The following is a 13,325-nucleotide window of genomic DNA, read 5'->3' as shown; positions in this document are numbered from 1 at the left end:
AGCCTCAGCGCGCGCCGGCCAGGAGCTCCACCAGCCGCGCCACCTCGTCGCGCATCCGGTCGCGGCCGGGGGAGAGGTACCGGCGTGGGTCGGTGAGGCTCTCCCGCTCGGCGAGGGTCGCGCGGACCGCGCCGGTCAGGACCTGGTTGAGCCGGGTGCCGACGTTGACCTTGCGGATGCCGCGCCCGACCGCCCGCCGGACGCCGTCGTCGGGCACTCCGGACGAGCCGTGCAGGACCAGCGGCACGGGCACCGCGGCGGCGAGCCGGCCGATGAGTTCGTCGTCCAGCACGGCGTCGCGGCCGGCCATCGCGTGCGACGACCCGACGGCCACCGCGAGGGCGTCGACGCCGGTCGCGGCGACGAACGCGGCCGCTTCGGCCGGGTCGGTCCGGACGCCCGGTGCGTGCGCGCCGTCCTTGCCGCCGATCTCGCCGAGTTCGGCCTCCACCCAGCACTCCGCGGCGTGACACCGTTCGGTGACCGCCCGGGTGCGCGCCACGTTCTCCGCGTAGGCCGAGCTCGCGGCGTCGAACATGATCGACCGGATGCCCAGCGCGAGACCCTGGTCGACCAGCGTCTCGTCCTCGATGTGGTCGAGGTGCACCAGGACCGGCACCGCGGCGGCGGCGGCCATGCTCAGGCACGCGGTGCCGAACGGGTCGAGTGAGCCGTGGTAGCGGACGGCGTTCTGGGAGATCTGCAGGATGACGGGGAGGCCGGCCTGCTCGGCGCCCGCCACGATGGCCTCCGCGTGCTCCAGGAGGATCGCGTTGAACGCCCCGACCGCCCCCCGCAGGCCGGTGAAAAGGGTCCGGGCATCGGTGTTCACGCGATCTCCTTCACAGCGAGCGCGGCGAGCCAGCCGGCTCGGGCCTCGAGGTCGACTTCGCCCGCGACGGGGCACAGGACAGCGGCGGCCGACGTCGCGACGACGTCGGCCAGCGCGGCGGGCCAGTCCACTGTGGACACACCGGCGGCCGCCAGGTGGCGGGCGAGCGCGGCGGCGGCCGCGTCGCCGGCGCCGGTGGGGTTGCCGACGACCTTTTCGACCGGCCGGACGACGAACTCGTGGCCGGCGGTCACCGCGACCACACCCTCTTCGCCGAGCGTGGCGACGACGGCGGCGGCGCCGTCCCGGACCAGCTGCCGGCCGGCCGCGACGACGTCGAGGCGCTTTCCGCACAGTTCGGCCAGTTCGTCACGGTTCGGTACGAGCACACTTCCCGTCGTCGCCGCGGCGCGCAAAGCGGCGCCGGAGACGTCGGCGATCACCGGGACGCCGGCTTCGGCGCCGAGCTCCGCCAGCCGCGCGGGCACCTCGTCGCCGAGCCCGGGCGGCACGCTCCCGGAGACGACCACCGCTCCCACACCGGCCGCCAGCTCGGCGCGGAAGGCCGCCACGACCTCGTCCCGGGTGCCGGCCGCCACGGCCGGACCACGCTCCTGCAAGCTCGTCGTGACGCCGTCGTCCGCCACCACCGCCACGGTCCGGCGAACCGCGGCCAGCGCCGGGACCAGGCGGTGGGGGAGACCGAGCCGGTCGAGCCCGGCCCGGAACTCGTCCGGCTCCGCGCGGGCGGTCAACGCCAGCACGCGGCTGTCGCTGCCCAGCTGCCGGGCCACCGCGGCGACGTTCACGCCCTTGCCGCCGGCGCGGCTGCGCACGCCCGCCACGCGAACGGTCTCGCCGACCGCCAGCCCGGCCACCCGGTAGGTGACGTCGATCGCGGGGTTGAGGGTGACGGTGAGGATCGTCGTCACGACGCGGCTTCCCGCCGATCGGCCGGCGCGGGGGCCACGGACGGTTCTTCGCCGCTCTTCTCGGTGCTGTAGACCATGAGCGAGGAGCCCACGAGCGCGAGCACGATGCCGGCGACCTGGAAACCGCTCGGCAGGGTCTGGAAGACGATCAGCGAAAGCACGATGGTCAGCACGGGCGCCAGCGCGTTGGTGATCGGCGCGACGATCGTGGCCTTGCCCCGGCTCATGGCCATCACGAGGAACAGCGCGCCCACGGCGTTGAGCAGCTGCGTGATCGCGGTCAACGCGGGCGCCTGCCACGGGAACGCCAGCGGAAGCCCGCCCATCATGATCAGCGCGACCGGGATCAGCAGCAGCCCGCTGACGGTCATCCAGCCGAACGTCGTCGCGTCGTTGACCCCGACGACCGCCGCCTTGCGCATGAAGTACGCCTGCACGCCCCAGGCGACGCAGACCAGGATCGCGAGCCACAAGTAGGTCCCGCTCGTCTCCTGCGAGTCGCCCGAAGACACCGAGAACAGGACGATCGCGACCAGCGCGAGGACGACGCCGATCCAGCTGAGCGCGGTGAGCCGTTCCCGCAGGGCCGCGAACGCCATCAGGACGGTGATCGCCGGGGAGAGCGCCACGATCGGGAAGATGATGTAGGCCGGCCCGATGGTGAGCGCCTTGAACAGCACCAGCTGCCCGCCGGCGCCGGTCAGGCCGATCAGCAGGCCGTAGACCGCGGCGATCGGGCGCCGGTCGATCTTCTGCCCGCGCAAGGAAAAGTACGCGGGGATGAGCATGGTGACCGACCAGATGACGTAGACCATCGGGTCCGGGTAGCCGTAGCGGGAGGTGGGCAGGCTGGAGAACGCGCCCCAGACACCCCAGAACAGGACCAGCAGGCCGGCGTAGGGAATCCAGGCGGCGCGGCGCTTCGATGCGCTCATGACAACCCCTCCAAGGTGGGGACGGCGGAAATCCGGTCGAGCGGGATGGGCCGGCCCGCCAGCCGGGCGGCGTAGACCGCCGCGCCGACGTGCGGCGGCAGCAGGGGCTCTCGCAGCTCGTAGCCGTGGCTGCCGTGCTGGAGCGCTTCGCGGAAGGACCCCAGGAGGTGCGCCGAGCCGAACATGCCGCCGGAGTAGGAGACCGGCACGGTCTCCTCCGGCTCGAACCCCAGCGCGGCGGCCCCGGCTTCGACGTGCAGGGCGAGCTCCCGCCCGGCGCGTCCGAGGATGACGGCCGCGGTGGGGTCGCCCGCCTCCGCGGCCCGGGTGACGACCTTGCTGAGGTCCGCGATCTTCCCGCGGTCGCCGTGCCACCGGTTCATGACGATGTCGATGGCGTCGAGGTCGGTGGTCACGCCGAGCGTCCGGCGCATCTCCTCGGCCAGCGCGCTCGCCGGCTGGCGCCCGTCGCTCATCCGGGAGAACGCGCCGAGACCTCGGACCGCCACCCAGTAGCCGGAGCCTTCGTCGCCGAACAGCTCGCTCCAGCCGCCGGCCCGCCACCGCCGTCCCCGGTGTTCCCCGTAGGCGATGGACCCGGTGCCCGCGACGACGTTGATCCCGTCCGCGCCGCCGAGGGACGCCGCCCAGCCGCAGATCATGTCGTTGCCGCACGCGTAACCGACGTCGCCCAGGATCCGGCGGGGGAGCGCGTCGAGCACCGGGACGTCGGCGGAAATCTCGCCGTAGCAAGGAATGCCGAAGAAGGCGTAGGAGAGGTCGGCGACGTCGATGCCCGCGGTGGCGCACACTTCGCCGATTCCCTGACGCAGCAACGGTTCGACGATGCCGATGCCCTGCTGCAGGTAGTAGAGGCCGGCCGTGCGGGCTTCCGCGACGACGCGTCCTCCCGCGTCGATCAGGCAGAAGGCGGTTTTCGTGCCGCCGCCGTCCACACCGAGGAACATGGCTCAGCCCTCCGCCGGGTTCGGGAACTCGTGGATGACGACCCCGCGGACCACGCGGTTGACTTCCCCGCCGGGGAACGGGTTGTCGGGGGTCAGGCCGTGGGCGAGCGAACACGCCAGGGCGATCGACTGCGCCGGGATGGCCGCCACGATGGCCCGCACGGAGTCGGGCAGGTGCGCGATTCCCGGGATCGGCCAGCCGCCGGCGTCGGCGCCGACGACCAGGACCCGCTCGGCGCCCAGGGACTCCACCAGTTCGCGCGTGATGTCGTCGTCGTAGCGGCGGGTGTACGGGTCGCCGGACGGGAAGACGACCGCGACGGTCCGGTCGTCGAGGACCGACTTGGGGCCGTGGCGGAAACCCAGCGGGGTGTCGGCGACCGCGACGACCGCGCCGGCGGTGAGTTCGAGGCACTTCAGCGCGGCCTCGCGGGCGAGCCCTTTGAACGCGCCGGAGCCGAGGTAGACCAGCCGGGCCGGATCGGCGGCGGCGACCGCTTCCGCCCGGCTCGCCGCGCCGGCCAGGACGTCTTCCGCGGCCCGGGCCGCGGCGTCGACGTCGACCTCGAGGCCCAGGGCGAGCAGCGCCGCCAGGGTCATCCCGGTGAACGACGACGTCATGGCGAACCCGCGGTCGTTCAGCCGGTCGGGAAGCGCCACCACGACCGCGTTCTTGGCGTCCGCCCAGCGGCGGGCCAGCGCGCCGGCGGGATTGCAGGTGATGACGATGTGGTGCAGCGCGGGAGTGAGCCGCTGCAGCAGCTCGGCCGCGGCGGCCGACTCGGGGCTGTCGCCGCTGCGGGCGAACGACACCAGCAGCACCGGCCGGTCGTCGGCGACGGACGACGGGCCGGCGACGATGTCCGTCGTCGCGATCGGCTCGATCGGCCGGCCGAGGTGCCGGGCGAGGTCGGGGGCCACGACTTCCCCGATGTAGGCCGAGGTCCCCGCGCCGGTGAGGACGATCCGGGTCCGCGGATCGACGAGCGCGTCGCCGAGCAGGCGGTCGATGTCGGCCCGCGCGGCGGCGACGGTCCGCGCCACCTCGGGCCACGTGCCGGGCTGCTGCCGGATCTCGCCGGCGGTGCGGCTTTCGCCCGGCTGCCGCCGGTGCCCCGGTTGTTCTTGCTGCGCTGACACCCACATCACCTTTCGGTCGCGGCCGGTTCGGCCGAGCGGTCCGCTCTTGGTACGTCGTGCCGGGTCCGGCGAGCAAGAGTTGCCGCGCAAACGCGCATCGCGGATGTTCGTTTGCCGCGTTACCGCTGGTGAGTTGTCGGATCGATGCGTGAAAGTGTTCGAAACAGTCGTATAGTGTGCAAGTATGAGCCTTGCTGATGTGCGGGTCCGAGAGCGCGCGTCCCGGTCCGAACGGATGGCGGAGATGGTGCGCGAACTGGGCGAAACGGGCCGCCTGCGCGTCGGGGAGCTCGCCCGCCGGTTCGGCGTCTCCGAGGCCACGCTGCGCCGGGACCTGACGGCGTTGGAGGAGCAGCGGCTGCTGACCCGGACCCACGGCGGCGCGCTGGCCCAGGGGGTGGCCGACGAGCTGCCGGTCCGGTACCGCGAAGGCCAGTCGAGGGACGCGAAACGGGCGATCGCCCGGCTGGCGGTGCGCAGGCTGCCCGCCGGTCCGCACGTGATCGCGCTGACCGGCGGCACGACCACGGGTGAGCTGGCGAAGGAGCTGCCCGACCGCGCGGACTTCACGGTGGTGACGAACGCGCTGAACACGGCCATGGAGATCGTGCTGCGGCCCCGGGTGAAGCTCGTCGTCGTCGGCGGTGTCTCCCGGCCGCGGTCCTACGAGCTCGTCGGCCCGTGGGCGGAGCAGGTGCTGGCGTCGATCAACATCGGCACGGCCTTCATCGGGGTCGACGGCATCGACGCGGCGGGCGGCATCACCACCCACGACGAGAACGAGGCGAGGACGAACCGCGCGATGCTCGCCCGCGCGCAGCGGGTGGTCGTCATCGCGGACGGCAGCAAGCTCGGCAAGCGCACGCTGGCGCGGATCGGGGACATCACCGAAGTCGACGAGCTGATCACGGATTCCTCGGCCGACGCGGGCAGCGTGGCGGCGATCCGGGCGGCGGGAGTGCGGGTGACGGTCGTCGAAGTGCCCGCACAAGCGGAGAACGGCCGATCGATCGCGTGAGAAGGTGCTCGTGGCGCGGGAATCCTTTGTGGACTGACGCCGACCGCGACCGTGGCTACGTCATCGCGTGAAGCCCACGCAGAACCCGCTCCATGAAGTTGATGCTGGGACGATCGCCGGTGGCCTGCTGCGTGTCCTGAACCGTCACCAGGCCGCGGTCGGCGAGGTCGGACACCAGGACTCGGGCGACACCAAGGGGAATCCGCCGGTACGCGGCGATTTCCGCGACCGATTGCGACGAGCGGCACAGGAGGCAGATCGCGGCCTCTTCGCGGGAGCAGCCGTGCTCCGGGGTACGGCCTCGCTCGGTTGCCGCGATGAGCGTTTCGAGGGGGAGCGTGCGCGTCGGCCGCGTACGTCCATGAGTGCGGAAGTACGGCCGGACAAGATCTGCCGTGCCCGGGTCGAGCCCCAACGCCGGCTCCACATCGGCTCCTCACTGAAACCATCGACTGACGGAAAGCATTCGCCGGTCGGCCAATCATCGGCAATCGACCGAACGGGTAAGGGCTGGTGACAGTCGGCAGTTTCGCCGCCTGCTCGGGACCCGGGAAGCCGCGCCGGCCGGGCGAGCTGCCGGACGGCGTCATCGATCGCTTCCGACTTATGCGTCTGTACGGCGTAATTTCGCTCAAACAGGACATACTTTCGTTGACTTCGTGCAAAAGTCGTCCCTACGCTCACCGAGCGTCAGGTAGAGACCCTGGCTCTTCCCCGGGGAGCAAAGATGCTTCTTGCCGTCCGCGAACGCTGCCGCCGAGCGCTCTTGACAACAACAGCCCTGTTCACAGCCCTGTCAGCGGTCGTCGCCGTGCCCGCTCACGCCGCCGTGCCGCCTCAAGAGCCGGGTGTGACCCTTCGGGTGTTCGACATGCAAACCGAGCTGAACAAGCTGTGCACCATCAAGCCCGGGTTGACCCCCAACGTCGACAAGCTGATGCCGACGGTCAACTGGAGCAGCACCGCCGACTTCGGTGTCGGCGACTTCTTCGTGTCCGAGGTGACCGGGAACATCGCCATCGCGACCGCCGGCACCCACCAGTTCCGGCTGACCAGTGACGACGGCTCCCGGCTGAGCATCGACGGGCAGCCGGTGATCACCAACGACGGACTGCACGGCTCGGCCGCGGTGACCGGCTCGGTCCCGCTGACCACCGGCTACCACGCGCTGCGGATCGAGCACTTCGACAACGCCGGCGAACAGCAGCTCCTGCTCGAATGGCAGCCGCCCGGCTCGTCGGCCTTCGCGATCGTGCCCAACTCAGTGCTCAGCACCGACGCCGGGGTCGTCCGGGTGACCTCGCCGGGGAAGAAGGAATGCGAAGGCACCGCCGACTCCCCGGGCGACGGCCTGCCGCTGACCGGCGTCCACCCCGGCTTCACGCTGACCGACCTGCGTCCCGACGGCTTCCAGCCGCAGGTGACCGGGATGGATTGGCTGCCCGACGGCCGGCTCGCCATCGCGACCTGGGGCGGCTCGAACAACACCGCCGGCGAAGTCCAGCTGATCAGCAACGCCACCGGAACCACGGATCCGTCCCGGGTGCGGACCCAGCGGATCGCCAGTGGCCTCAAGGAACCGATGGGCGTCAAGTACGTCGACGGCAAGCTGTACGTGTCGGAGAAGACGCGGCTCGTCGAACTGAACGACACCAACGGCGACGGCGTCACCGACGTCTACCGGACGGTCGGGACCTGGCCGTTCGGCGGCAACTTCCACGAGTTCGCGTTCGGCCTGCTGTACAAGGACGGGTTCTTCTACGTCAACCTCTCGGTGGCGATCGACCTGGGCGGTGCGACCACCAACCCGCAGCCCGCGCCGGGCCGCGGCGTCACCATCAAGGTCGACAAGAACACCGGTGCCGTCTCGACCATCGCCGGTGGCCTGCGCACCCCGCACGGCATCGGCTGGGGTCCCGAAGGCGACATCTTCGTCACCGACAACCAAGGCGGCTGGCTACCGGCGAACAAGCTGGTGCGCGTCAAGCAGAACCGGTTCTTCAACCACTACACGAACCCGGCGGGCCCGTTCGACGCGCAGCCGGTGACCGCGCCGGTGGTGTGGTTGCCGCACAACGAAATCGCCAACTCGCCCAGCAACCCGGTCCAGCTGACCCAGGGCACCTTCGCCGGCCAGCTCGTCTACGGCGACGTGACCTATGGCGGCCTCCAGCGGGTCCACCTGGAGAAGGTCAACGGCGAGTACCAGGGCGCGGTGTTCCGGATGACCCAGGGCCTCGAGTCCGGCGTGAGCCGGATCAGCCTCGGCCCGGACGGCGCGATCTACACCGGCGGCATCGACGGCGGCGGCAACTGGGGACAGCCGGGCAAGCTCGCCTACGGCCTGCAGAAGCTGACTCCCAACGGCACGAACGCCTTCGACATCCTCGCCATGCGGGCTGTCGCGGGCGGCTTCGAAATCGAGTACACCCAGCCGCTGTCCGCCGCGACCGTGCAGGACCTGAGCAGGAAGTACCAGGCCTCCCAATGGCGCTACGTGCCGACCGCCGCTTACGGCGGCCCGAAAGTGGACGAACAGACGCTCGCCGTCACGGGCGCGACGGTTTCCGCTGACCGCAAGAAGGTCACGGTGCAGATCTCCGGCCTCCAGGCCGGCCGGGTCGTGCACGTGCGGTCGCCACGGCCGTTCGCGTCGGAATCCGGCACGGCGTTGTGGAGCACCGAAGCGTGGTACACCCTGAACTCGCTTCCGGGCGGACCGCCGGCCAGTGTGACCTACGAAGCGGAGCGGGCAACCCTGACCGGCGGCGCGGGCGTCAACACCGACCACCCGGGTTACCAGGGCACCGGGTTCGTCGACGGGTACTGGAACTCCGGCGCCGCCACGACGTTCGCGGTGAACGTGCCCACGGCCGGGACCTACAACGTCGGCCTGCGGTATTCGAACGGCCCGAACCCCAGCGCCGGCACGAAGTCGGTGAGCGTCTACGTCAACGGCACCAAGGTCCGGCAGACCCGGCTGGCGAGCACGACCACGTGGGACAACTGGGCGCTGCAACCGGAAGCGCTGCCGCTCGCCGCGGGCGCGAATTCGATCTCCTACCGGTTCGACGGCGGCGACGCCGGCAACGTCAACCTCGACAACATCACCGTCACCGCGGCCACCCGCGTCCCGTTGTTCACCGGGTCCACTTTGGACGCCTGGGAGCTGCGTTCCGGGGGCGCGGCCCCGTGGCCGGTCGCGGGCGGCTCGATGGAAGCCCTCGGCGGCGACATCCGGACGCGGCAGAAGTTCGGCGACTTCAAGCTGCACGTCGAGTGGTACGAGCCGAACTACCCGCCGGAGGTGACCGGGCAGGCACGCGGGAACAGCGGCGTCTACCTGCAGGACCGGTACGAGCTGCAGGTGCTCGACTCCTACGGCGACACCAGTCTCGCCAACGACGAGGCCGGCGCGATCTACTCGCAGAAGGCGCCGGACGTCAACGCCGCCACCGCGCCGCTGACGTGGCAGACCTACGACATCACGTTCCGGGCGGCGCGGTTCGACAGCGCCGGGACCAAGACCGACAACGCCCGGGTGACCGTCGTCTGGAACGGGGTGACCGTCCACAACGACGTCGCCATCACCGGCCCCACCGGGGGCGGCGACCCGGAAGGCCCCGGGCTCGGCGCGATCCGGCTGCAGGACCACGGCGACGCCGGCGAGAACCCGAGGTTCCGCAACGTCTGGGTGGAACCGATCGGCTGACCATCGGCCGGCGGGGCTCGTTCATCGGGTTCCGCCGGCCGACGGGCCACCCCGCGGGGTGCTCGGACACGGGGCCGCCGCCGTCGCCCGCGGCGTAACCTCGTCGGTATGAGGATCGGTGAACTGTCCAAGCGGACCGGCGTGAGTTCGCGCTCACTGCGGTACTACGAGGCGCAGGGCCTGCTGACCAGTTCCCGCTCCGACGCCGGCCAGCGCCACTATTCCGACGCCGAAGTCGAGCGCGTGGCGCTCATCCGGCAGCTGTTCGACGCGGGGATGTCCAGCCGGGTGATCGCGGCCGTGCTGCCGTGCGTCGAGCTCCCGGGCGACCCCGACGTCGTCGAGGCGGCGTTCGCCACGATGGCGCGCGAGCGGGATCGGATCGACGCCGACATCGCGCGCCTGATCGAAGCCCGGAACGCGCTCGACACGGTGATGGCGGCCAACCGGCGGCACCAGGCGGGACTGGTGACCCGGCCGGCTTGACGCTGTGACCCGCGCCTCAGCCGGTTGCCTCTGACACCGGTGTGAACGGTGAGGATGGCCGCAGGGCCCGGAACCACCGGGCCGGTCACCCGGAAGGCAGCGGAAAATGGGACAGGCGTGGGGTTTCGGCAGGTACGGCGGGCCCGAGGTGCAGGAGTTCTTCGATCGTCCCGATCCCGTCCCCGGTCCCGATGAGGTGCTGATCCGGGTCGACGTCGCCGGGGTGAACCCCCTTGACCACCTCCTGCGCGCGGGCCTGGTGCCCGGGCTCGACGGCGGGCGTCCGTTCCCCCTCGTGCTCGGCATGGAGGCCGCGGGGACCGTGCTCGCGCTGGGGGAGGACGTCGACGGGCTCGAGGTGGGCGACGCGGTCTTCGGCTTCGCGCTGACCGGCGGCGGCACGTACGCCGAGACGACGGTGCTCTCGGCGCCGAACACCGCCCGCATCCCGGCGGGCCTGTCCGCCGCTGTGGCGGCGACGCTGCCGGTCGCGGGAACGACCGCGGTGGACGCGCTCGACCAGCTCGGCCTCCCGGCCGGCGCCACGATCCTGGTCAACGGCGTCGGCGGCGGGGTCGGCCTGGCGGTCGCCCGGCTGGCCGCCGCGCGCGGGCTGCGGGTGTTCGGTACCGGCAGTGCCGCCAAGCGCGAGCAGGCCGAAGCGGCCGGAGTGCGGTTCCTCGACTACACCGCCGAGGACGTCGTCGCCGCGGCGCGCGAGCTGGTTCCCGGCGGTTTCGACGGGATCGTCGACCTGGTCGGCGGCACCTCGCTGCGGGCGGTCGCCCCGCTGGCGCGCGAGCCCCGCAACGTCATCGCCGTGGGCGATCAGTCCGTGCCCGACCTCGGCGGCCGGTTCGTCGAGCGGCGTCTCGACCGCGCGAACCTGGAGCGTGCCGCCCGGCTGGCGGTGGACGGAGTCCTGGCCCCGGTGATCACCGCGGTCCACCCGCTGGCCGACGCCCCGGCCGCGCTCGCCGCCGTCGAGAGCGGTCACCCCGCGGGCAAGGTCGTCATCAAGGTGACCTGAGCGGTGCTAGGTGAGTTCCGGGGACCGGCGAACCCGCCGATCCCCGGAGCCCGACGATCGGGAAATCAGGAATCCGCTTCGACGATCGACGCTCCCGCGGCGGCTCTTCGGACGGCTTCACAGCCGGCCCGGGCGCTCGATTTGCTTTCGTAGGCCTCGCCGGTGGCGACCACTTCGCCATTGCCGGCTTTGAGGCGGAAGCGGTACTTACCGGCCTTGTCCTGGTAGACCTCGAACTTTCCGGCCACGGTGACCTCCTTGTCCCGCGAGCGTTCGGTGTCGGTCGACGCTACTCCGAAAGCCGGCCGCGGCGTGATCAATCCCGCCGCCCGCTCGCGGCAGATCCTGTTAACGCGAACATTCGGCCATGATCGCCTGACTGCCTGACAGCGGCCGGTCGCGGGTTTGCCCAGTTCTACGGGATGTTCAGCCAAGATTGCCGGACTCATCGGCTGAACATGGACTGTTAGCGATAACAGAAGGTCCTTGTCGCTTCCGGCTGTGGCCGTTATCGTGCTGGGTGTGCTTCCGGTGGTCCTGACCCGGGCACGACCGGTGACACGTCAAGTTCTGCTCGCAAGGAGGCGGCGCATGAACACTCACGCGAACGTGGCTCCCGGCTAGTCGCCGTCCCGCATTTTCCGGCCGGCATTCCACGGGATCGAGAACATCGACGATCCCCTCGACGAAACGGTTTCCGGAGTTTCCCGTACTGACGCACCGCTTCCGGGTTCGCAGGCACACGAAAGGAGACAGCAATGGGTTTTCGGGTTCTCCGCAGCCGCTGGCGAAAGGTGCTCGCGGTGGGAGCCGCCGCTCTGCTCACCGGCGCGGCGCTGACCGTCACGACGGGCACGGCCACGGCCGCCGGCACCGGGCCGTGCGACATCTACGCGTCCGGCGGCACTCCCTGCGTCGCCGCGCACAGCACCACTCGCGCGCTGTTCGGGTCCTACGGCGGGTCGCTCTACCAGGTCCGCCGCTGGTCCGACGGCGCCACCGCCAACATCGGCGTGCTCAGCGCCGGCGGCTACGCGAACGCTGCGGCGCAGGACTCGTTCTGCTCGGGCACGTACTGCACGATCGTGCGGATCTACGACCAGACCTCGCGCCACAACGACCTGACCATCGCGCCCGGCGGCGGCGCCAACCCCACCGCCGACCAGGGCGCGAACGCCGCGGCCCTGCCGGTGACCGCGGGCGGCCACAAGGTGTACGGCGTCTACATTTCGGCCGGCAACGGCTACCGCAACAACAACACCAACGGTATCGCCACCGGCAGCGCCCCCGAGGGCATGTACATGGTCACCGAGGGCACGCACTTCAACGACCGCTGCTGCTTCGACTACGGCAACGCCGAAACCAGCAACAACGACACCGGCAACGGTGACATGGACGCCATCTACTTCGGCACGCTGTGCTGGTTCTCGCCGTGCAGCGGCTCGGCCCCGAAGGTGATGGCCGACCTGGAGAACGGCCTGTTCGCCGGCGGGAACGGCTCGAACACCGCGAACACCGGCCGCGGCAGCGCGTTCGTCACCGCGGTGACCAAGAACAACGGCACCTCGACGTACGCGATCAAGGACGGCAACGCCCAGTCCGGCGGCCTCGCGACCCGGTGGAACGGATCCCTGCCGACGCAGGGCGGCTACCAGCCGATGACCAAGCAGGGCGCCATCATCCTCGGCATCGGCGGCGACAACAGCAACGGTTCGGTCGGCTCGTTCTTCGAAGGCGTGATGACGTCGGGCTACCCGTCCGACGCCACGGAGAACTCGGTGCAGGCGAACATCGTCTCGGTGGGCTACGCCAAGAGCGTCACGTTCCCGGTCAACGGCGCGAGCTACCGCCTGACGAACCTGGCGGCCGGCAAGGTGCTCGACGCGGCCGACTGCGGCACCGCCAACGGCACCGCGGTCCAGCTGTGGCAGAACCTGAACAACGCCTGCCAGCAGTGGCGCTTCACCAGCGTCGGCGCGAACAAGTGGACCATCACCAACGTCAACTCGGGCACGGTGCTCGACGCGGTCAACTGCGGCTTGGCGCTCGGCACGGCCACGGACCTGTGGCAGTCGCTCGGCAACAAGTGCCAGCAGTGGGCGGTGATCCCCGCCGGCAACGGCCGCTACGAGCTGGTGGTCGAGAACAGCGGCATGGTCCTCGACGACCAGAACTGCGGCACGGCCAACGGCACGAAGGCGCAGATGTGGATGTGGCTCAACAACACCTGCCAGCTCTGGTCGTTCTCGTCGTAGGCCCTCGGCTGCGGCGC

General features: G+C 71.0%; 12 protein-coding genes. 5 read left to right on the top strand and 7 right to left on the bottom strand.

Features of this window, described 5'->3' with window-relative positions; genetic code table 11:
* Positions 1–4: 4 nt before the first annotated feature.
* From ABFJ78_RS46045 to ABFJ78_RS46025, 5 genes are read right to left on the bottom strand one after another with little or no spacing between them, the layout of a single operon-like run.
* On the bottom strand, positions 5–832 hold the full coding sequence (locus ABFJ78_RS46045; RefSeq protein WP_436393774.1) for a class II fructose-bisphosphate aldolase: 828 nt from the start codon (positions 830–832) through the stop codon (positions 5–7).
* On the bottom strand, positions 829–1,764 hold the full coding sequence (locus ABFJ78_RS46040; protein ID WP_436393773.1) for a 1-phosphofructokinase family hexose kinase: 936 nt from the start codon (positions 1,762–1,764) through the stop codon (positions 829–831). The genes ABFJ78_RS46045 and ABFJ78_RS46040 overlap by 4 nt, the downstream gene beginning before the upstream one ends.
* The gene (locus ABFJ78_RS46035; RefSeq protein ID WP_436393772.1) at positions 1,761–2,699 is read right to left on the bottom strand and encodes a DMT family transporter; all 939 of its coding nucleotides are present in this window, start codon (positions 2,697–2,699) and stop codon (positions 1,761–1,763) included. The genes ABFJ78_RS46040 and ABFJ78_RS46035 overlap by 4 nt, the downstream gene beginning before the upstream one ends.
* Positions 2,696–3,667 carry an N-acetylglucosamine kinase gene (locus tag ABFJ78_RS46030; RefSeq protein ID WP_436393771.1) on the bottom strand — a complete coding sequence of 324 codons (972 nt, stop codon included), beginning with the start codon at positions 3,665–3,667 and terminating at the stop codon, positions 2,696–2,698. Before ABFJ78_RS46030 ends, ABFJ78_RS46035 begins: the two co-directional genes overlap by 4 nt.
* 3 nt (positions 3,668–3,670) lie before the next feature.
* Complete coding sequence (locus ABFJ78_RS46025; RefSeq protein WP_436393770.1) at positions 3,671–4,807, bottom strand: SIS domain-containing protein; 1,137 nt, start codon at positions 4,805–4,807, stop codon at positions 3,671–3,673.
* Between the two features lie 184 nt (positions 4,808–4,991).
* Here ABFJ78_RS46025 and ABFJ78_RS46020 point away from each other — a divergent pair, with 184 nt between their 5' ends.
* The gene (locus ABFJ78_RS46020; protein WP_436393769.1) at positions 4,992–5,825 is read left to right on the top strand and encodes a DeoR/GlpR family DNA-binding transcription regulator; all 834 of its coding nucleotides are present in this window, start codon (positions 4,992–4,994) and stop codon (positions 5,823–5,825) included.
* Positions 5,826–5,880: 55 nt separating this feature from the next.
* On the opposite strand, the gene ABFJ78_RS46015 is transcribed toward ABFJ78_RS46020, so the two are convergent.
* Positions 5,881–6,240: a DUF742 domain-containing protein gene (locus tag ABFJ78_RS46015; RefSeq protein WP_436393768.1), complete on the bottom strand. Its 360-nt coding sequence runs from the start codon at positions 6,238–6,240 to the stop codon at positions 5,881–5,883.
* A 312-nt stretch (positions 6,241–6,552) separates the two neighbouring features.
* On the opposite strand from ABFJ78_RS46015, the gene ABFJ78_RS46010 reads away from it, so the two are divergent.
* From ABFJ78_RS46010 to ABFJ78_RS46000, 3 genes are all read left to right on the top strand, one after another.
* Positions 6,553–9,537 carry a family 16 glycoside hydrolase gene (locus tag ABFJ78_RS46010; protein ID WP_436393767.1) on the top strand — a complete coding sequence of 995 codons (2,985 nt, stop codon included), beginning with the start codon at positions 6,553–6,555 and terminating at the stop codon, positions 9,535–9,537.
* Between the two features lie 108 nt (positions 9,538–9,645).
* Complete coding sequence (locus ABFJ78_RS46005) at positions 9,646–10,023, top strand: MerR family transcriptional regulator (RefSeq protein ID WP_436393766.1); 378 nt, start codon at positions 9,646–9,648, stop codon at positions 10,021–10,023.
* 106 nt (positions 10,024–10,129) lie between these two features.
* Positions 10,130–11,053 (top strand): NADP-dependent oxidoreductase, encoded by a 924-nt coding sequence (locus ABFJ78_RS46000; protein WP_436393765.1) that lies wholly within the window; start codon positions 10,130–10,132, stop codon positions 11,051–11,053.
* Between the two features lie 65 nt (positions 11,054–11,118).
* Here the strand turns inward: ABFJ78_RS46000 and ABFJ78_RS45995 are convergent, their stop codons facing one another.
* Positions 11,119–11,502 carry a YegP family protein gene (locus ABFJ78_RS45995; protein ID WP_436393764.1) on the bottom strand — a complete coding sequence of 128 codons (384 nt, stop codon included), beginning with the start codon at positions 11,500–11,502 and terminating at the stop codon, positions 11,119–11,121.
* 354 nt (positions 11,503–11,856) lie between these two features.
* On the opposite strand from ABFJ78_RS45995, the gene ABFJ78_RS45990 reads away from it, so the two are divergent.
* Positions 11,857–13,308 carry an arabinofuranosidase catalytic domain-containing protein gene (locus ABFJ78_RS45990; protein WP_436393763.1) on the top strand — a complete coding sequence of 484 codons (1,452 nt, stop codon included), beginning with the start codon at positions 11,857–11,859 and terminating at the stop codon, positions 13,306–13,308.
* Positions 13,309–13,325: the final 17 nt, after the last annotated feature.

Source organism: Amycolatopsis sp. MEPSY49, assembly GCF_051337345.1.
Taxonomy (GTDB): Bacteria; Actinomycetota; Actinomycetes; order Mycobacteriales; family Pseudonocardiaceae; genus Amycolatopsis.
This window is presented reverse-complemented; position numbering and strand designations above follow the sequence as displayed.

What these genes read in the sequence shown, in the direction of transcription:
- ABFJ78_RS46030 (WP_436393771.1), bottom strand. Translation starts at nt 3,667, where the DNA reads ATGTTCCTCGGTGTGGACGGCGGCGGCACGAAAACCGCCTTCTGCCTG.
- ABFJ78_RS45995 (WP_436393764.1), bottom strand. Translation starts at nt 11,502, where the DNA reads ATGAGTCCGGCAATCTTGGCTGAACATCCCGTAGAACTGGGCAAACCC.
- ABFJ78_RS46000 (WP_436393765.1), top strand. Translation starts at nt 10,130, where the DNA reads ATGGGACAGGCGTGGGGTTTCGGCAGGTACGGCGGGCCCGAGGTGCAG.
- ABFJ78_RS46005 (WP_436393766.1), top strand. Translation starts at nt 9,646, where the DNA reads ATGAGGATCGGTGAACTGTCCAAGCGGACCGGCGTGAGTTCGCGCTCA.
- ABFJ78_RS46010 (WP_436393767.1), top strand. Translation starts at nt 6,553, where the DNA reads ATGCTTCTTGCCGTCCGCGAACGCTGCCGCCGAGCGCTCTTGACAACA.
- ABFJ78_RS46020 (WP_436393769.1), top strand. Translation starts at nt 4,992, where the DNA reads ATGAGCCTTGCTGATGTGCGGGTCCGAGAGCGCGCGTCCCGGTCCGAA.
- ABFJ78_RS46035 (WP_436393772.1), bottom strand. Translation starts at nt 2,699, where the DNA reads ATGAGCGCATCGAAGCGCCGCGCCGCCTGGATTCCCTACGCCGGCCTG.